Annotated in this window: 16 protein-coding genes, 1 tRNA gene, 1 pseudogene and 1 riboswitch; of the genes and pseudogenes, 12 read left to right on the forward strand and 6 right to left on the reverse strand. The window is 71.4% G+C overall.

Annotation, left to right across the window (positions count from 1 at the left end; translation table 11 throughout):
* Positions 1-118 precede the first annotated feature (118 nt).
* The 4 genes from DJ476_RS22255 (at position 119) to rdgB (ending at position 2,410) form a co-directional block, all read left to right on the forward strand.
* Positions 119-352 carry a glucose PTS transporter subunit EIIB gene (locus tag DJ476_RS22255; RefSeq protein ID WP_015608814.1) on the forward strand — a complete coding sequence of 78 codons (234 nt, stop codon included), beginning with the start codon at positions 119-121 and terminating at the stop codon, positions 350-352.
* Between the two features lie 170 nt (positions 353-522).
* The gene (rph, locus tag DJ476_RS22260) at positions 523-1,260 is read left to right on the forward strand and encodes a ribonuclease PH (RefSeq protein ID WP_053561064.1); all 738 of its coding nucleotides are present in this window, start codon (positions 523-525) and stop codon (positions 1,258-1,260) included.
* A gap of 124 nt (positions 1,261-1,384) precedes the next feature.
* A complete protein-coding gene (locus DJ476_RS22265; RefSeq protein ID WP_053561065.1) occupies positions 1,385-1,774 on the forward strand; it encodes a hypothetical protein in 390 nt (129 codons plus the stop codon).
* A 33-nt stretch (positions 1,775-1,807) separates the two neighbouring features.
* Positions 1,808-2,410: an RdgB/HAM1 family non-canonical purine NTP pyrophosphatase gene (rdgB, locus tag DJ476_RS22270; protein ID WP_103418881.1), complete on the forward strand. Its 603-nt coding sequence runs from the start codon at positions 1,808-1,810 to the stop codon at positions 2,408-2,410.
* 49 nt (positions 2,411-2,459) lie between these two features.
* On the opposite strand, the gene DJ476_RS22275 is transcribed toward rdgB, so the two are convergent.
* From DJ476_RS22275 to bcp, 4 genes are all read right to left on the reverse strand, one after another.
* Positions 2,460-2,543 (reverse strand) — tRNA-Leu (locus DJ476_RS22275).
* Positions 2,544-2,605: 62 nt separating this feature from the next.
* Entirely contained in the window at positions 2,606-3,265 is a 660-nt protein-coding gene (locus tag DJ476_RS22280; protein ID WP_112491365.1) for an HNH endonuclease, read from the reverse strand.
* Positions 3,266-3,385: 120 nt separating this feature from the next.
* A complete protein-coding gene (gene proP, locus DJ476_RS22285; protein WP_103418883.1) occupies positions 3,386-4,882 on the reverse strand; it encodes a glycine betaine/L-proline transporter ProP in 1,497 nt (498 codons plus the stop codon).
* Positions 4,883-5,155: 273 nt separating this feature from the next.
* The gene (gene bcp, locus DJ476_RS22290; protein ID WP_018488627.1) at positions 5,156-5,623 is read right to left on the reverse strand and encodes a thioredoxin-dependent thiol peroxidase; all 468 of its coding nucleotides are present in this window, start codon (positions 5,621-5,623) and stop codon (positions 5,156-5,158) included.
* Positions 5,624-5,768: 145 nt separating this feature from the next.
* On the opposite strand from bcp, the gene DJ476_RS22295 reads away from it, so the two are divergent.
* From DJ476_RS22295 to DJ476_RS22305, 3 genes are all read left to right on the forward strand, one after another.
* The gene (locus tag DJ476_RS22295; RefSeq protein WP_103418884.1) at positions 5,769-6,086 is read left to right on the forward strand and encodes a DUF3618 domain-containing protein; all 318 of its coding nucleotides are present in this window, start codon (positions 5,769-5,771) and stop codon (positions 6,084-6,086) included.
* 118 nt (positions 6,087-6,204) lie between these two features.
* The gene (locus tag DJ476_RS22300; protein ID WP_019765173.1) at positions 6,205-6,549 is read left to right on the forward strand and encodes a GroES family chaperonin; all 345 of its coding nucleotides are present in this window, start codon (positions 6,205-6,207) and stop codon (positions 6,547-6,549) included.
* Between the two features lie 54 nt (positions 6,550-6,603).
* Positions 6,604-6,662, forward strand: a riboswitch (guanidine-III (ykkC-III) riboswitch).
* A 42-nt stretch (positions 6,663-6,704) separates the two neighbouring features.
* Complete coding sequence (locus DJ476_RS22305) at positions 6,705-7,025, forward strand: DMT family transporter (RefSeq protein ID WP_006124859.1); 321 nt, start codon at positions 6,705-6,707, stop codon at positions 7,023-7,025.
* 37 nt (positions 7,026-7,062) lie between these two features.
* Here DJ476_RS22305 and DJ476_RS22310 read toward each other — a convergent pair.
* Positions 7,063-9,458: pseudogene (locus tag DJ476_RS22310) on the reverse strand (transglycosylase domain-containing protein).
* A 199-nt stretch (positions 9,459-9,657) separates the two neighbouring features.
* Between DJ476_RS22310 and DJ476_RS22315 the strand changes: the two are divergent.
* The 4 genes from DJ476_RS22315 to DJ476_RS22330 all read left to right on the forward strand — a co-directional run bounded on the left by DJ476_RS22315 (position 9,658) and on the right by DJ476_RS22330 (position 13,262).
* Positions 9,658-10,458, forward strand: a complete 801-nt coding sequence (locus tag DJ476_RS22315; RefSeq protein WP_103418886.1) for an ABC transporter permease — start codon at positions 9,658-9,660, stop codon at positions 10,456-10,458.
* Positions 10,451-11,329 carry an ABC transporter permease gene (locus DJ476_RS22320; protein WP_070201383.1) on the forward strand — a complete coding sequence of 293 codons (879 nt, stop codon included), beginning with the start codon at positions 10,451-10,453 and terminating at the stop codon, positions 11,327-11,329. The genes DJ476_RS22315 and DJ476_RS22320 overlap by 8 nt, the downstream gene beginning before the upstream one ends.
* Positions 11,330-11,358: 29 nt before the next feature.
* Positions 11,359-12,426, forward strand: a complete 1,068-nt coding sequence (locus tag DJ476_RS22325; protein WP_167480397.1) for an ABC transporter ATP-binding protein — start codon at positions 11,359-11,361, stop codon at positions 12,424-12,426.
* Between the two features lie 137 nt (positions 12,427-12,563).
* Positions 12,564-13,262, forward strand: coding sequence for a DUF1707 SHOCT-like domain-containing protein (locus DJ476_RS22330; RefSeq protein WP_103418887.1), 699 nt, complete (start codon positions 12,564-12,566; stop codon positions 13,260-13,262).
* Positions 13,263-13,461: 199 nt separating this feature from the next.
* On the opposite strand, the gene DJ476_RS22335 is transcribed toward DJ476_RS22330, so the two are convergent.
* Entirely contained in the window at positions 13,462-14,709 is a 1,248-nt protein-coding gene (locus DJ476_RS22335) for an SGNH/GDSL hydrolase family protein (RefSeq protein WP_112491366.1), read from the reverse strand.
* A gap of 319 nt (positions 14,710-15,028) precedes the next feature.
* On the opposite strand from DJ476_RS22335, the gene DJ476_RS22345 reads away from it, so the two are divergent.
* The gene (locus DJ476_RS22345; protein ID WP_404827593.1) at positions 15,029-16,657 is read left to right on the forward strand and encodes a DUF445 domain-containing protein; all 1,629 of its coding nucleotides are present in this window, start codon (positions 15,029-15,031) and stop codon (positions 16,655-16,657) included.
* Positions 16,658-16,702 lie beyond the last annotated feature (45 nt).

Below are 16,702 nucleotides of genomic sequence, written 5' to 3' on the forward strand. Positions count from 1 at the left end.
CGTTATCTTTGGTGATGGTCCGGTTACCCGCCCGCGAAGTTGGGCCAACCGTGCGTTACCGTGACGAAACGGACCCGCAGCGGGCGGCCCGTCTGCACGCGAACACCAGGGAGAAGGCATGGCCACCAAGGCTGAGAAGATCGTCGCCGGGCTCGGCGGCATCGAGAACATCGACGAGATCGAAGGCTGCATCACCCGGCTGCGCACCGAGGTCCACGACGCCAGCAAGGTCGACGAAGCCGCCCTCAAGGCCGCCGGAGCCCACGGAGTCGTGAAGATGGGCACCGCGATCCAGGTCGTCATCGGCACCGATGCCGACCCCATCGCCGCCGACATCGAAGACATGATGTGACCGGCTGACACCCCGCCGCCGTCACGCCGCAGGCCCCGCACCCCATCGGTGCCGGGGCCTGCGCCGTACGCGCACCAGCGCATCCGGCCGGTCGGCCCGCGGTGCCCCGGGGTAACCGCCCTCCCCGGCACCCGAACGGAGCCACCCCCGCCAACGGATAGGGTCGGCCCATGTCTCGCATCGACGGCCGCACCCCCGAACAGCTCCGCCCCGTCACCATCGAACGCGGCTGGAGCAAGCACGCCGAGGGCTCAGTCCTCATCTCCTTCGGCGACACCAAAGTCTTCTGCACCGCCTCCGTCACCGAAGGCGTCCCGCGCTGGCGCAAGGGCAGCGGCGAGGGCTGGGTCACCGCCGAGTACTCCATGCTGCCCCGCTCCACCAACACCCGCGGCGACCGCGAAGCCGTACGCGGCAAGATCGGCGGCCGCACCCACGAGATCAGCCGCCTGATCGGCCGCTCCCTGCGCGCGGTCATCGACTACAAGGCCCTCGGCGAGAACACCATCGTCCTCGACTGCGATGTCCTCCAGGCCGACGGCGGCACCCGTACGGCCGCCATCACCGGCGCGTACGTCGCCCTCGCCGACGCCGTCACCTGGGCCCAGGGCAAGAAGATCGTCAAGGCCGGCCGCAAGCCGCTCACCGACACCGTCGCCGCCATCAGCGTCGGCATCGTCGACGGCACCCCGCTCCTCGACCTCTGCTACGAGGAGGACGTCCGCGCCGAGACCGACATGAACGTCGTCTGCACCGGCGACGGCCGCTTCGTCGAGGTCCAGGGCACCGCCGAGGGCGCCCCCTTCGACCGCAAGGAACTGGGCTCGCTCCTGGACCTGGCCACCGCGGGGTGCGTCGACCTCGCCACGCTCCAGCGTGACGCACTCGCAACCACGCAGAACGCGTAGCGACGCGCCCCACCCGGGTAAAGAAGCAACCAAATACGCACCACAGAGCGTCGTTACGGGCACGGGCGCACGGGTCGAACCGTGCGCCCGTCCACGTACGCGACCCCCGGGGAGGGACCGCACCATGGCCTCGCGCCGCCACCAACGCCTCGCACTCGCCACCGCCGCCGCACTGCTGACACTCACCACGGCCGCCGGCTGCGCCGGCCTCGACAAGGCCCTCGACTGCGTCCGCACCGCCGACGCCATCGCCACCAGCGTCGGCAACCTCCAACGGGCCGTCTCCAGCGCCTCCGAGGACATCACCCAGGCCTCCGAAGCCCTGGACGAGATCGACCGCGAACTCAAGAACCTCGGGGACACCACGGACGACGCCGACCTCTCCAAGGCGGTCGACGACCTCAAGGCGGGCGTCGCGAACGTGCGCGAGTCCATCGAGAAGGGCGACGCCACCCCCGACATCACCCCGGTGACGGACGCGGCGGGCGAGATCGGCAAGGTCTGCACCCCGTAGGGGTGTCCTGCCCCGCGCGGCGATAATCGGTGCATGAAGCGCCTGATCCTCGCCACCCGCAACGCCGGGAAAATCACCGAACTGCACGCCATCCTCGCCGACGCGGGCCTCGACCACGACCTCGTCGGCGCGGACGCGTACCCGGACATCCCCGACGTCAAGGAGACCGGCGTCACCTTCGCCGAGAACGCGCTCCTCAAGGCCCACGCCCTCGCGCAGGCCACCGGCCTCCCGGCCATCGCCGACGACTCCGGCCTCTGCGTCGAGGTCCTCGGCGGCGCCCCCGGCATCTTCTCCGCCCGCTGGTCCGGCACCCACGGCGACGACCAGGCCAACCTGAACCTGCTCCTGGCCCAGCTCGGCGACATCGCGGCCCCCCACCGCGCCGCCCACTTCGCCTGTGCCGCCGCCCTGGCCCTCCCCGACGGCACCGAACGCGTCGTCGAAGGCCGCCTCCCGGGCACCCTGCGCCACACCCCGTCCGGCACCAACGGCTTCGGCTACGACCCGATCCTCCAGCCCGACGGCGAGACCCGCACCTGCGCGGAGCTGACCCCCGCCGAGAAGAACGCCATCAGCCACCGCGGCAAGGCGTTCCGGGCGTTGGTGCCGGTGGTGCGGGAGTTGGTGGGGTGAAGCGTGGAGAAGGGGCCGTCCCGCTCGGGACGGCCCCTTCTCGTGGATGTGCGGCCGGTGGGATTCGAACCCACACAGGATTTCTCCCAGATGCCCCTAAAACACCCGCCGATACCAGTTTGGCCACGGCCGCGCAGCAGAACTCAGCTTACTGCCCTCTGCGGAGTGAGTGCGGTGGATATCAGGGAGAGGTCCTCAGGGCAGCGTGACCTTGCCGCCCCTGCACCAGGTGCGGGTCACCGCGTGGCAGTTCGGACACGGGAGCCGCAGATTCTCCCTGCGGTCGTCGCTCCAGTCCCCGTTGATGTGATCCACCTCCAGCGTCATGGGCCTGCCCAGCCAGAGGGCCGGGGTTCCGCACTCGGCGCACTCCTCCGCGAGGCCGGCTTCTCGCAGCGCCCGCCGCAACAGGGCCGTCTTCGTACGGCGTTTTCCCTCGTGTTTCACCAGGACTTGTTCAGCGGTCCTGAGCGGGGTGGGTCCGGCTCGCCCACGCTGGTGGCCCTGGCCCAGAAAATGCGAGGTGGAGAGTCCATCGTCGGCTGTCCACGTGCGTAAGTGCTGTCGTTGGCTCGTGGTGTCCGCCCTGCCCAGCCGTCTGAGGGCGTCGGCGATGGAAACCGCAGCGGCGACGGCCTCCGCGAGTTCTGCGGCCGAAGGGCGTTCTCCGGCTCTGTGGTAGCCGCGGCGGGAGAAGTGGGATACATCGATCCCGTAATGCTCGAAGCGGGCGAACAGGTACCGGCTGAGCCTGCCGTAGGGGCGGGTGCCCAGAAAGGCGATGACCTCCTGGATGTCGGCGCACCGACGGGCTGCCTCGGCCAGCCGCTCCCGCGTGTACGGGCTGTTCCTCACGTCCCTACCCCCTCCGTTCCGGCCGCACGTTCGCAGCCTCGTACGGAGTAACGAACCGTTTATCGGATGGTTACGTCCGTAATCCGGAGAGGGTCGGAGGGGCAGGCAAGGCGGAAGGTCTCAGAACTTCGGCTCCGGCGCCTGGGCCTGGACCAGTTCCGCCGCCTCCTCCGCCGTCTCCACCGACGGCGGGGAGCCGGACAGGGGCTGCTGGGCGGTCTCCTTCATGCAGGCCACCGCGATCACGCCCACCAGGGCCGCCGCCATCGCGTAGTACGCGGGCATCAGGTTGGAGCCGGTCCAGCTGATCAGGGCGGTGATCACCAGGGGGGTCGTGCCGCCGAAGATCGATGCGGAGAGGTTGTATCCGACGGAGAGGGAGCCGTAGCGGACGTTCGTCGGGAACAGCGCCGGGAGGGCCGCCGACATCGTGCCGAGCATGCAGACCAGGGAGAGGCCCAGCATCAGCATCCCGATGGTGATGGGGAGGATGCCGTCGACCCGGATGAGGAGGAACGCGGGGAGGGAGAGGAAGAGGAAGCCGAGCATCCCGGTCATCAGCAGCGGCTTGCGGCCGAAGCGGTCGGAGAGCCTGCCCACCTGGGCGATGAACGTCATCAGGAACACCATCACGGCGAGCAGGATCAGCAGCCCGTGCGTCTCGCTGTAGCCGAGTTCGTCGGAGAGGTACGTCGGCATGTACGACAGCAGCATGTAGTCGGTGATGTTGTACGCGCCCACCAGGCAGATGCAGAGGATCAGCGTCGGCCAGTACTGCCGGAAGATCTTCGCCAGGTCCCCCTTGGCCGTCGTCTCCACACCGTCCGCCGCCTCGGTCGCGTGCGCCGTGCCGCCCTCCAGCTTCTGGAAGGCCGGCGTCTCGTCGAGCTTGAGGCGCAGGTAGAGGCCGACCAGGCCCAGCGGGCCCGCGACGAGGAACGGGATCCGCCAGCCCCAGGACTCCATCTGGGAGGTGTCCAGGAGGGCGTAGAGGGCCGTGACGAGGCCGGCCGCGCAGACGTACCCCGCGAGCGTTCCGAACTCCAGGAAGCTGCCGAAGAAGCCGCGCCGCTTGTCGGGGGCGTACTCCGCGATGAACGTGGAGGCGCCCCCGTACTCACCGCCCGTCGAGAAGCCCTGGAGCATCCGGAAGAAGATCAGCAGGACCGCGGCCCAGACCCCGATCGTGTCATGCGAGGGGATCAGGCCGATCGCGAAAGTCCCCACCGCCATCAGGATCATCGTCAGCGCCAGGACCTTCTTGCGTCCGATCTTGTCACCCATCGGGCCGAAGAACATGCCGCCGAGCGGCCGTACGAGGAAGGCCACCGCGAAGGTCGCGAAGGAGGAGAGGAGCTGGGTGGTGTCGTTCCCGGACGGGAAGAACACATGGCCGATGGTGACGGCCAGGTAGGAGTAGATGCCGAAGTCGAACCACTCCATGGCGTTCCCGAGCGAGGCGGCCTTCACGGCCCGCTTCACCGCGGCGTCGTCCGTGACGGTGATGTCCGTCCGGCGCAGCCGCGGGTTCTTGCGCTTGCGGATGGCCCGGAAGAGCGCGGGATGGCGTTTGACCGCTTCGGGGTCGGCCGCCTGGTGGGGGTCGGGGGCCGCCATGGCCGGGGTCCTTTCCTCGGAGGGTGTTCCAGGAAAGGCTTCTGCGCGGTGGTGACGGTCGCAAACCGACTTCATGACCGGATGCGATGTCCCTCACATGTTCCCGACATCTGTGCCCGCACCTGTGCCTGTAGCTGTTCCCGGTGCGGACGGGGGACGGTGCGGTGCGGTGGCGTACGGGGAGGGGTTACGCGGGAGGGTACGGCTCCGCCTCGCCCCGATGGACCATCCGGGGCGAGGCGGGCGCGGCGGTGGCGGGCGCGGCCGGTGGTGTCAGATGCCCAGGTCCCTGATGATCTTCGCCACGTGGCCCGTCGCCTTGACGTTGTAGAAGGCGTGCTCGACCTTGCCGTCCTCGTCCACGACGATCGTGGAGCGGATGACGCCCGTCACCACTTTGCCGTAGAGCTTCTTCTCGCCGAAGGCGCCGTACGCCGCCAGGGTCTCCTTGGACGGGTCGCCGACCAGCGTGACCTTGAGGTTCTCCTTCTCGCGGAACTTGGCGAGCTTCTCCGGCTTGTCGGGGGAGACGCCGATGACGTCGTACCCGGCGCCCGTGAGGAGGTCGAGGTTGTCCGTGAAGTCGCAGGCCTGCTTGGTGCAGCCGGGGGTAAGAGCCGCCGGGTAGAAGTAGACGATGACCTTGCGGCCCTTGTGGTCCGCGAGCGAGACCTCGTTGCCGTCGGCGTCGGGAAGGGTGAAGGCGGGAGCGGGGTCGCCGGGCGTGAGTCGCTCGCTCATGGGGGGTTCTCCTCGGGTGGTGCGCGGGTCGGACGGGACCGAGCGTAATAGGGGTGCCGCCGGGTGCGCGGGGGTTCGAGCTGACAGACTGTCGACGAAGGTTCAGATGAAGGTTTACCGGAGACACGACCACGGAGGCGGCGCAGTGTCGGATGCCAGGAGCCCTGCGCAGATCGAGGCGGACATCATCAGCAGGCGTGAGCAGCTCGCTGTGGTGCTCGACGAGATCGGGGTGCGGGTACACCCGAAGACGATCATCGGTGACGCGAAGGCGAGGGTGGCCGCGAACGTGGACCGTACGGCCGGCCGGGCGTTCGTCGCGGTGAATCGCTCGGTGTCGGATGTGAAGGCCCAGTTCGTCGCGGCGGACGGCTCGCCCCGGCTGGAGCGGGTGGTCCCCGCCGCGCTGCTGGTGGTGGGCGTGGTGGGGCTGCTCACCGTCTCGAAGCGCCGCCGGAAGTGACGGGTCCGGTCCGCTCCCCGGTGGGACGTACGCGCCCCCGGCGGGATGTGCGGGCCCGCGGTGGGGCGTACGGGGCCCTCGGGCGTGCGCGGCGGTGCGGTGACGGTAGGTTGCGGGCGTGAGCGAGAAGACCCACGACGATGACAAGCTGCCCATCCGCATGCTGCACGACCGCGTTCTGGTGCGGAACGACACCACCGAGGGTGAGCGCCGCTCCGGCGGCGGCATCCTGATCCCGGCGACGGCGGCGGTGGGCCGTCGGCTCGCCTGGGCCGAGGTGGTCGCGGTCGGCCAGAACGTGCGGACGGTGGAGCCCGGGGACCGGGTGCTGTACGACCCCGAGGACCGGGCCGAGGTCGAGGTGCGGGGCGTGGCGTACGTGCTGATGCGCGAGCGCGACCTGCACGCGGTGGCGGCGGACCGGTTCGAGGGGTCGGTGGATTCGACCGGGCTGTATCTGTAGGACGTACGGCGGAGGGCCTGGTGACCATGGTCACCAGGCCCTCCGCCATTCCTTGCTACGGTGGAACCATCCCGACGAGACGCGCCGTACCGGGCAGGCAAAGACGACGCATCCGTGTTCGTTCACGCGCTCGCGCGTTGTCGTCGGAGGTTCTCATGGCCTGGGTTCTGCTGGTCGTCGCCGGTCTGCTCGAAGTGGGCTGGTCGATCGGGATGAAGTACACCGAGGGGTTCACCCGGCTCTGGCCGAGCGTGTTCACCGGTCTCGGGATCGTGGCGAGCATGGTGTTGCTGTCGCACGCCGCGAAGACGCTGCCGATCGGTACGGCGTACGGGGTGTGGGTCGGTATCGGCGCGGCCGGTGCGGCGATCCTGGGCATGGTCGTGCTGAACGAGCCGGTGACCGCCGCCCGGATCTTCTTCGTCTGTCTGCTGCTGGTCGCGGTGGTGGGGCTGAAGGCGACCTCGGGGCACTGAGCCGTTCTCCGGGCACTGAGGCCGCCCTCTTGTCCGGTTACCCGGCCGCCGCCGGGTCGCGGGTGCTCCGTACTCCTTGTACGCCTTCGATGAAGCCCTCGCCGAGGCCGTTGCCCGTACCGCCGTTGCCGTCCCCGTTGCTGTTGTCGCCGTCCCCGGTGCCGGGGGCGGTTCCCGTCTCCGTACCGCCGTCCGTGCCGGTGCCGGTGGTCGGCGCGGACGGCGGGGTGGCCGGTGTGGGCGGGGCGGAGGGGGCGGTCGGTGCCGACGGGGCCGGGTCGGCCGGGGTGCTGGAGGAGGGGGCCGTGGCGGAGCCGTCGGGGGTGGAGGGGTCCGCCGTGGCCGCCTCTCCCTCGCCCGGGGCCTGCGGTTCGTCGGAGCCGGGGGCCGTCCGGAGGTCGAACTCCTGGGCCGGGGAGGAGCGCAGGGCCGCCTCCGTGTAGGCGGCCCAGGTCTCGGCCGGGACGCCGCCGCCGTTGACGCGGGCCAGGCCGAGGGCTCCGTACAGCGGGGTCTGGATGCCGGAGTCGGGGTCCTGGCCCATCACGGCGACGACGGTCGCGAGGTCGGGGGTGTACCCGGCGAACCAGGCGGCCTTGTCCTCCTCGGCGGTCCCCGTCTTGCCCACGGCGGGGCGGCCGACGGCCTGGGCGGCGGAGCCGGTGCCGCCCTCCACGACGGAGCGGAGGAGGGCGGTGGTGGTGTCGGCGGCCTCGCGGGGGACGGTCTGCTCGGTCTTCCGGTCGGGCAGCTCGATCTCGCTGCCGTCCTTGGTGACCTTGTCGACGAGGGTGTACGGGCCGTGCCGGCCGTGGTTGGCGAGGGTCGCGTACGCCTCGGTGAGGTCCAGAACGCTGGCGGTGGCGGGGCCGAGCGCGATGGAGGGGGAGGCGGTGAGGTCGGGGGTGGTCGTCGGGATGCCGAGGGCGATCGCGGTCTCGCGGACCTTCTCCGGGCCGACGTCCTGGGCCATCTGCGCGTAGACGGAGTTGACGGACTTGTCGGTGGCGGTGCGGACGGTGATCTGCCCGTAGTCGACGTCGTCCTCGTTGGCGGGGTCGTAACCGGTGGAGCCCTGCGGGCCCTGGACGGTCCGCTTGTTGGTGCCGTCGTAGTACGTCTCCGGGGTGATGCCCCGGCCGTCCTGGGTGGTGGAGCCGTTGGCGACGGCGGCGGTGAAGACGAACGGCTTGAAGGTGGAGCCGACCTGGTAGTCGCGGCGGGTGGCGTTGTTGACGTACTGCCGGGTGTAGTCGATGCCGCCGTACATCGCGACGACCTCGCCGGTCTCCGGCACGATGGAGGCGCCGCCGACGCGGACGTCCTGGTCGGCCTCGCGCTCGCCGCTGCGCTTGGCCATCACGTTCTCCTCGACCGCCTGGACGAAGGCGTCCTGCTTCTTCTTGTCGAGGGTGGTGGTGATGCGGTGGCCGCCGGTGGCGAGGGTCTTCTCGTCGATGATCCCGTTGCCGGTGAGGTACTGCTCCACCGCCTGGACCAGGTAGCCGCGCTGGCCGGAGAGCCCGTTGGGCGGCTTGGCCTCGCCGGGGACGGGGAACTCGGTGGCCGACCGTTCGCCGGGGTCGAGCCAGCCCTCCTTGACCATGCCGTCCAGGACGTAGTTCCAGCGGGCCAGGGCGGCGGGCTTGCTCTCGGGGCGGGCGACGACGTCGTAGGCGCTGGGGGCGTTGAGGAGGGAGGCGAGGTACGCGCCTTCGGCGGTGGTGAGGTCCTCGACGTTCTTGCCGTAGTACGCCTGGGCGGCGGCCTGGATGCCGTAGGCGTTGCGGCCGAAGTAGCTGGTGTTGAGGTAGCCCTCGAAGATCTGGTCCTTGCTCTGCTCGCGGTTGAGCTTGATGGCGATGAAGAACTCCTTGGCCTTGCGGACGACGGTGCGCTCCTGACCGAGGTAGTAGTTCTTCACGTACTGCTGGGTGATGGTCGAGCCGCCCTGCTTGCCCTTGCCGGTCACGGTGTTCCAGCCGGCCCGGAACATGGCCCGCACATCGACGGCGGGCTGGGAGTAGAAGTCGCGGTCCTCGGCGGCGAGCACGGCCTGCTGGACGGTGGCGGGCACCTGGGAGAGCCTGATCTTCTCCCGGTTGACCTCGCCGTCGCGGGCCAGGACGGTGCCGTCCTTGTAGAAGTAGACGTTGGACTGCGCCTCGGCACCGGCGTTGGCGGCCGGGATGCCGACGAGCTGGTATCCGGCGAAGAACCCGCCGACGAGGAGGAGACCGACCACCAGGACGGTCCCGAGGACCATCCGCCAGGTCGGGAAGAGGCGGCGCCAGCCGGTCCGCCGGGGGCGTTTCGTGCGCCCCTTCTTCTTGCCCTTCCCGGGTGCGCTCCCCGGTGCGCCCTCGCCGTCCCCGGGGGTCGCGGAGGCGGCTGAGGGGTCCCGGGGGCCCAGTTCTGTGGCGCGTCGCTCATGTCGGTGGGGGCTCCTCGGGTGCGGTCAGTTCTCCCATAGTGCCCGTTTCGCCGGGAAACCCTCGTATCATCCTCCGATCTCCCCCGTTCTCCGTCTCCGCGCTCCCTCCTTTCGCCGCTCGAAAAGCGGTCGCGGCCGCTCCAGCCCGTCCACTAAGGTCGGTCGCTTTGGTGTCGGGAGCGGGGGAGAGGGGCCGGCGTGCGGCTGTACGCAGTGGTGGCGGCGGGCGGGTTCCGGCGCTTCGCCACCTATCGGACGGCGACGGCCGCGGGGGTGTTCACCAACACCGTCTTCGGCTTCGTCCTCGCCTACACCTACATCGCCCTGTGGGACGAACGCCCGCAGCTCGGCGGGTACGACATGTCCCAGGCGCTGACGTACGTCTGGATCGGGCAGGCCCTGCTGGCGGCCTGCGCCATGATGGGCGGCGGCTTCGAGGACGAGCTGATGGAGCGGATCCGTACGGGGGACATCGCCGTCGACCTCTACCGCCCGGCCGACCTCCAGCTCTGGTGGCTGGCGGGGGACGTGGGCCGGGCGGCGTTCCAGCTGCTGGGGCGCGGGGTGGTGCCGATGCTCGTGGGGGCGCTCGCCTTCGATCTCGCGCTCCCCGGCTCGCCCTGGATCTGGCCCGCGTTCCTGCTCTCCGTGCTGCTCGGCATCGTCGTGAGCTTCGCCGTCCGCTTCCTGGTCGCGCTCTCGGCGTTCTGGCTGCTCGACGGGGCGGGCGCGGCCCAGATGTCCTGGCTGCTGGGGCTGTTCTTCTCCGGGATGCTGCTGCCGCTGCCCCTCTTCCCCGGACTCCTGGGCGAGGTGGCCCGGCTCCTGCCGTGGTCCTCGCTGCTCCAGATCCCGGCCGATGTGTTCCTCGGCAAGTACAGCGGGTGGCAGCTGCTGGAGGCGTACGCGTTCCAGGGCGCCTGGGCGGTGGCTCTGTTGCTGGCGGGGCGGCTGCTCCAGAGCGTGGCGACGAGGAGGGTGGTGGTGCAGGGTGGCTGAGACGGTCGCGGTGCGGCCCGCGGAGGGCCGCGATCCGGGCGGCTTCGCGTACGAGGACCGGCCCCGGCTGCTGGAGGGCCTGCGCGCCTACGGGCTGATCGTGGCCATGTGGGTGCGCTCGACGATGGCGTACCGGGCCTCGTTCGCCATGACGACGCTCGGGAACCTCGCGGCGACCGCCTTCGACTTCGTCACGATCGTGCTGATGTTCACCCACGTCGACGCGCTCGGCGGCTACACCCTCCCCGAGATCGCCCTGCTGTACGGCGTTTCGGCGACCGCGTTCGGCCTCGCCGATCTGTTGCTGGGCTCGATGGAGCGGCTGGGCCGCCGGGTCCGGGACGGCACGCTGGACACCCTGCTGGTGCGGCCGGTCCCGGTGCTGGCGCAGGTGGCGGCGGACCGGTTCGCGCTGCGCCGGATCGGGCGGATCACCCAGGGCCTGGCGGTGCTCGGCTACGCGCTGGTCACCCTGGACATCGCGTGGACCCCGCTGAAGGTGGCGATGCTGCCCGCGATGGTGATCAGCGGGGCGGCGGTCTTCGGGGCGGTCTTCGTGGCCGGGGCGGCCTTCCAGTTCGTCGCCCAGGACGCCTCGCAGGTGCAGAGCGCCTTCACGTACGGCGGGGCGACGCTGCTCCAGTACCCGCCGACGATCTTCGCGAAGGACCTGGTGCGCGGGGTGACGTTCGTGGTGCCGCTGGCCTTCGTCAGCTGGCTGCCCGCGCTGTACGTGCTGGGCCGCGACTATCCGCTGGACCTGCCGTCGTGGGTGGCGTTCCTGACGCCGGTGGTGGCCGTGGGGTGCCTGGGTCTGGCGGGGCTCGTGTGGCGGGCGGGGCTGCGGTCGTACCGGAGTACGGGCAGTTGAGGGAGAACAAGAGGGAGAGTGAGAGGGCGTTGGGCACGGTGGACGGGGTCGCGCAGCAGGGCACGGGCGGTGACGGTGAAGAACGGAGTGTGGGCCGGGGCGGTGAGCAACGGAGCGCGGGCGGCGACGGCTTCATCGCCCTCGACGGCGTCGAGAAGGTCTTCCAGGTCCGCCGCAGGGCCGGTCTGCTGCGCCGGGAGCGCCACGAGGTCCGCGCGGTGGACGGCATCAGCTTCCAGGTGGCGCGCGGCGAGATGGTCGGCTACATCGGCCCGAACGGGGCCGGGAAGTCCACCACGATCAAGATGCTGACGGGCATCCTCACCCCGAGCGGCGGCCGGCTGCGCGTGGCGGGCATCGACCCCTCCCGGGAACGTACGCGCCTCGCCCACCGCATCGGTGTCGTCTTCGGCCAGCGGACCACCCTCTGGTGGGACCTGCCGCTGCGCGACTCGTACCGGCTGATGCACCGCATGTACCGCATCCCGGACCGCCGTTACCGGGAGAACCTGGACCGCTGCGTCGAACTCCTGGACCTGGGGGAGCTGTTGGAGGTCCCCGTACGTCAACTCTCCTTGGGCCAGAGGATGCGCGGCGACATCGCGGCGGCCCTGCTGCACGATCCGGAGGTGCTCTACCTGGACGAGCCGACGATCGGGCTGGATGTCGTCTCCAAGGCCAAGGTGCGGCAGTTCCTCAAGGAGTTGAACGCCGAGCGCGGGACCACGGTCCTGCTGACGACGCACGACCTGACCGACATCGAGCAGCTCTGCCGCCGGGTGATGGTGATCGACCACGGCCGGCTGATGTACGACGGTTCGCTCGCCGGTCTCCACGAGGTGGGGGAGAGCGAGCGGATGCTCGTGGTGGACCTGGAGCGGGAACTCCCGCCGATCTCCCTGGCCCCGGAGGGCGCGGGGCCGGGGGTGCGGGCGGTCAAGGTGGAGGGCGTACGCCAGTGGCTGGCCTTCCCCGCCTCGGCGTCGGCCGCCCCGCTGGTCGCGCGGATCGCGGCCGAGTACCCGCTGATGGACCTCTCCGTGCGGGAGCCCGACATCGAGGCCGTGATCGCGAGGATGTACGAGGCGGCGCCCTGAGGGGTGCGTTCCGTTCTCCCGCCGGGGGGCGCGGCCCCGCCCGGCCCCGACGCGCGCACACCTTCGTGGCCTGCGGGTCTGTGCCGGGAACGGGTCCGTTCAATAGGGTGCGCGGTATGACAAGTGAACGTCCGGAGATGCGTGCTTCCGATGCTGAACGTGAGCGGATCGCCGAGTTGCTGAGGGAGGCCGTCGCCGAGGGCCGGCTCCAGATGGACGAGTTCGAGCAGCGCCTCGACAAGGCCTACCAGGCCCGTACGCACGGGGAGTTGGAGCCGCTCGTCAGCGACCTCCCGGCGCCCGGCACGGCGGTGGCCCCGGTGGGCTCCTCCGCGCCCGCCCCGGTGCGGGGCTCGGCCGCGAACTGGCCGTCCCGGATCGGTGGCACCCCCACATCGAAGGGCGGGTTCGCGCTCTGGGGCGGCTTCAACCGGAAGGGCCGCTGGACGGTGGCCCGGAAGTTCACGGCGTTCGCGATGTGGGGCGGCGGCGAGATCGACCTGCGCGACGCGGACTTCGAGGACCGCGAGGTGGTCATCCGCTGCTTCGCGATCATGGGCGGCATCCATGTGACGGCCCCGCCCGAGCTGAACGTGGACGTCCGGGGCCTCGGCATCATGGGCGGCTTCGGGGAGGGCCCGAACGAGGACGGCGAGCCCGTGCCGCAGGCCCCGCGCGTGACGATCACGGGGTTGGCCCTGATGGGCGGCGTCGGCGTGGAGCGCAAGCGGACGAAGGCGGAACGGCGCCGGATCAAGGAGGCCGAGGAGGCGGAGAGGGCGAAGCGGCTGGAGAAGGGCGACGGCGGCGGCCACGGCCGCAAGGAGTTGGGCTGAGCTTTCCGCTGCTGCCGGTGCCGTCGCCTCCGTAGGTACGGGAGCTGGGCGGCCTCCCGCTGGTGCCGGGCTGCCTCTGGACGTACGGGGCCGGTGATCGCGTATGCGCGTACGGGGTCGGTGATCGCGTATGCGCGTACGAGGTCGGGGATCCCGTACGCGTACGTCCGTCACCTCACAGCGCGTCCGGTGCCGGGCCTCACAGCGCGTCCGACACCGGTGTCGCCGTCCGGCTCCGCTCCAGCGACGCCAGGTCCACGCGCTCACCGAGCGCCCGGTATCCGGCGTCGTTGAAGTGCAGGTGGTCGCCGGAGTCGTAGGCGGGGAGGATCCGGTTCGGCGCGGCGGGGTCGCGGACGGCCGCGTCGAAGTCGACGTACGCGTCGAAGACCGTGCCGGACCGGATCTGCTCGTTGACCGCCAGCCGTACGGCGTTGCGCTCTGGCGTCCAGGAGCGGAAGCCCTCGAACGGGGTCAGGGTCGCGCCGACCACCCGCAGGTCCCGGGCCCGCGCCTGCTCGGCGAGGGAGCGCAGGCCGGCCACGATCCGTCCGGCGTCGGTCTCCTGCGGCGCGCCCTGGACGTCGTTGATGCCGAGGGCCACGATCACCGTGCGCACCCCGGCGACCCCGAGCACATCGCGCTCGAACCGGACGGTGCCGGGCTGCCCCGCCGAGCCCTGGGTGAGGAGCCGGTTCCCCGCTATGCCCGCGTTGGCGACCCCGTACCGTCCGCCGAGCCGCTCCGCGAGGACGTCGGTCCAGCGGGTGTTGGCGTCGGTGGTGGAGCCGCTGCCCGCGGTGAGCGAGTCCCCGATGGCGACGACGGTGCCGGCCACGGCCTCGTTGCGGACGTCCACGGCGGTCAGATAGCGCCACTTGGTGGTGGACCAGGTGGCCCGGCCGTCGGCCAGGTAGGACGTCTGGTGGCTGTTGGGGTGGTGGGTGACCGGGCCGCCCGGGCGTGGGGTGCGGAAGGCGACCTCCAGGTCGGAGCCGGGCGCGACCGGGACGGCGACCGGGTCGCTGACGACCTGTCCACCGGCGGCGACGGTGACGGCGGAGGCGCCGTCGAAGGTCACCGGCCGGGTGTTGACGGTGGCCCGGTCGACGAGGAGCGGGGAGGTCCCGAAGAGGTTGGAGAGCGTGATGCGGGCCGCGTCCCCGCCGACGCTGGTGTGCACGGTGTTACGGATGGTGCTGCCGGGGAATCCGCGTTCGGTGTTCGGCTCGCCGCCGACGGGCGCGGTGGTCCAGGTGGCGACCCATCCGCCGTTGGTGTGGGCGGGGGCGGCCGGCGTACGGGCCGCCGCGTGGGCGTCGGCCGACGGGAGCGGGGCCGGGCGCTGCCCGGCGAACAGGGCGGTGCCCAGCACGGCGGCGGCCGCGAGGACGGCGGTGCCCGCCAGTAGGGCGATGAGCAGGGCGTACCCCTGACGCCTGGGCATGGGCGGTGGCCCTCCTTGTGATGATCGTGCTGATCCCATGATGCGGCAGGCGCCGGGGAACTCGACGTGCGGCCCGGGAGTAGGGGTAGCAGGGACAATGCGTACGTCGCGGGGGACGGGCGTACGTGGATGGCTGGAGCGGCCGGGGCCGCCGGAGCAGGTGGAGCGGGAACGGGTGGAACGCATGGAACGGACCGGTTCCGGTGGGCAGGACGCGGAGCGGCGGCCGGGGGTTGACCTCGGGGCGGACGCGGACGCGGGGGCCGGGGCCGCTGGGGCGGCCGGTGAGACCGGGACGCGGACCGGGGACGGGGACCGTATGGAGCTGGGACGGGGCGCGGAGGAGGGCTCTGGTACGGGGGCGGGCGCGGGCGGCGGTGCGGGCTCCGGTTCCGGTTCCGGTTCCGGTACGGGGGCGGGCGGCGGCACCGGGTCCGGCTCGGGCGGCGGCTCAGGCTCCGGTACGGGGGCGGGCTCGGGCGGAGGCGGCAGCGCCGGTTCCGGCGGTCCCGGCTCCGGCGGCTCAGGTCCCGGCTCGGGCTCAGGATCCGGCGGTCCTGGTTCCGGCGGTCCTGGCTCCGGCTCCGGCGACGGCTCCGGTACGGGCGGAGGCGACGGTTCAGGTCCCGGAGGCGGCCCCTCCGGCCCCCGCCCCGGCCCCCTCGGCGGTGCGGGCCCGCTGGCCTCGTTCGCGTACACCGCCGCCGACGCGGAGAAACAGCGCGGCGTACGGCGGATGAAGCTCACGGCGACCGGCCTCCTTCTCTTCGTCGCGCTGGTCTACGTCCTGGCCACCTGGGCGGAGCACTCCGGGGTGACGGGCTGGCCGGGCTACGTCGCGGCGGCCGCCGAGGCGGGGATGGTGGGTGCGCTGGCGGACTGGTTCGCCGTCACGGCGCTCTTCCGGCGCCCGCTCGGCCTGCCCATCCCCCATACCGCCATCATCCCCACCAAGAAGGATCAGCTGGGACAGTCCCTCGGTTCCTTCGTCGGCGAGAACTTTCTCTCCGGGGACGTCATTCGTGACCGAATTCACGCCCTGGGGGTCGGCCGGAGGGTCGGCGCGTGGCTCGCGGAGCCGGCCAACGCCGACCGGGTCACAGCAGAGTTGGCGACCGCGCTGCGCGGCGCGCTCACGGTGCTGCGGGACTCCGACGTCCAGGCGGTCGTCGGTGAGGCCATCACCCGACGGGCCAACGCGGTGGAGGTCGGCCCCGGCCTCGGCAAGATGCTGGAGCGGGTGGTGGACGACGGCGGCCACCGCAAGGTCGTCGACCTCATCTGCGTACGGGCGCACGACTGGCTGGTGGAGCACGGCGACTCGGTGATGGAAGCGGTGCAGGGCGGGGCGCCCGGCTGGACGCCCCGGTTCGTGGACAAGCGGGTGGGGGAGCGGGTCTACAAGGAACTGCTGCGGTTCGTCACGGAGATGCGGGACATGCCGGGCCACCCGGCGCGCGCCTCCATCGACACCTTCCTCACCGACTTCGCGGCCGACCTCCAGAGCGACGCCGACACCCGGGCCCGGGTGGAGCGGCTGAAGTCGGAGATCCTGGGCCGGAGCGAGGTGCAGGACGTCATCGCGTCGGCCTGGTCCTCCGTCCGTACGATGCTCCTCGCGGCGGCCGAGGACGAGCGCAGCGAACTCCGCCTGCGCGCCCGCGCCTCCCTGATGTCGCTGGGCGCCAAGCTGGCGGCCGACGAGCGGCTCCAGGGCAAGGTGGACGGCTGGCTGGAGGAGGCGGCGGTCCATGTGGTCACGCGGTACCGGGCCGAGATCACCTCGCTGATCAGCGAGACGGTGGCGAGCTGGGACGCCGACCAGACGTCGAAGAAGATCGAGGCGCACATCGGCCGCGACCTCCAGTTCATCCGCATCAACGGCACGGTCGTCGGCGCGCTGGCGGGCCTGGCGATCCACACGGTGTCGCGGGCACTGGGAGGCTGAGCCCGGCCCCCGGCCTCCCCCGGGCTCCTGGCCGGGGTTCCGGGT

Origin of the sequence: Streptomyces bacillaris (assembly GCF_003268675.1) — a bacterium.
In the GTDB taxonomy this organism is placed as follows: Bacteria; Actinomycetota; Actinomycetes; order Streptomycetales; family Streptomycetaceae; genus Streptomyces; species Streptomyces bacillaris.

Coding starts and splice junctions, on each gene's coding strand:
- DJ476_RS22255 (WP_015608814.1), top strand. CDS start 119: ATGGCCACCAAGGCTGAGAAGATCGTCGCCGGGCTCGGCGGCATCGAG.
- rph (WP_053561064.1), top strand. CDS start 523: ATGTCTCGCATCGACGGCCGCACCCCCGAACAGCTCCGCCCCGTCACC.
- DJ476_RS22265 (WP_053561065.1), top strand. CDS start 1,385: ATGGCCTCGCGCCGCCACCAACGCCTCGCACTCGCCACCGCCGCCGCA.
- rdgB (WP_103418881.1), top strand. CDS start 1,808: ATGAAGCGCCTGATCCTCGCCACCCGCAACGCCGGGAAAATCACCGAA.
- proP (WP_103418883.1), bottom strand. CDS start 4,882: ATGGCGGCCCCCGACCCCCACCAGGCGGCCGACCCCGAAGCGGTCAAA.
- bcp (WP_018488627.1), bottom strand. CDS start 5,623: ATGAGCGAGCGACTCACGCCCGGCGACCCCGCTCCCGCCTTCACCCTT.
- DJ476_RS22305 (WP_006124859.1), top strand. CDS start 6,705: ATGGCCTGGGTTCTGCTGGTCGTCGCCGGTCTGCTCGAAGTGGGCTGG.
- DJ476_RS22330 (WP_103418887.1), top strand. CDS start 12,564: ATGCGTGCTTCCGATGCTGAACGTGAGCGGATCGCCGAGTTGCTGAGG.
- DJ476_RS22335 (WP_112491366.1), bottom strand. CDS start 14,709: ATGCCCAGGCGTCAGGGGTACGCCCTGCTCATCGCCCTACTGGCGGGC.
- DJ476_RS22345 (WP_404827593.1), top strand. CDS start 15,029: ATGGAGCTGGGACGGGGCGCGGAGGAGGGCTCTGGTACGGGGGCGGGC.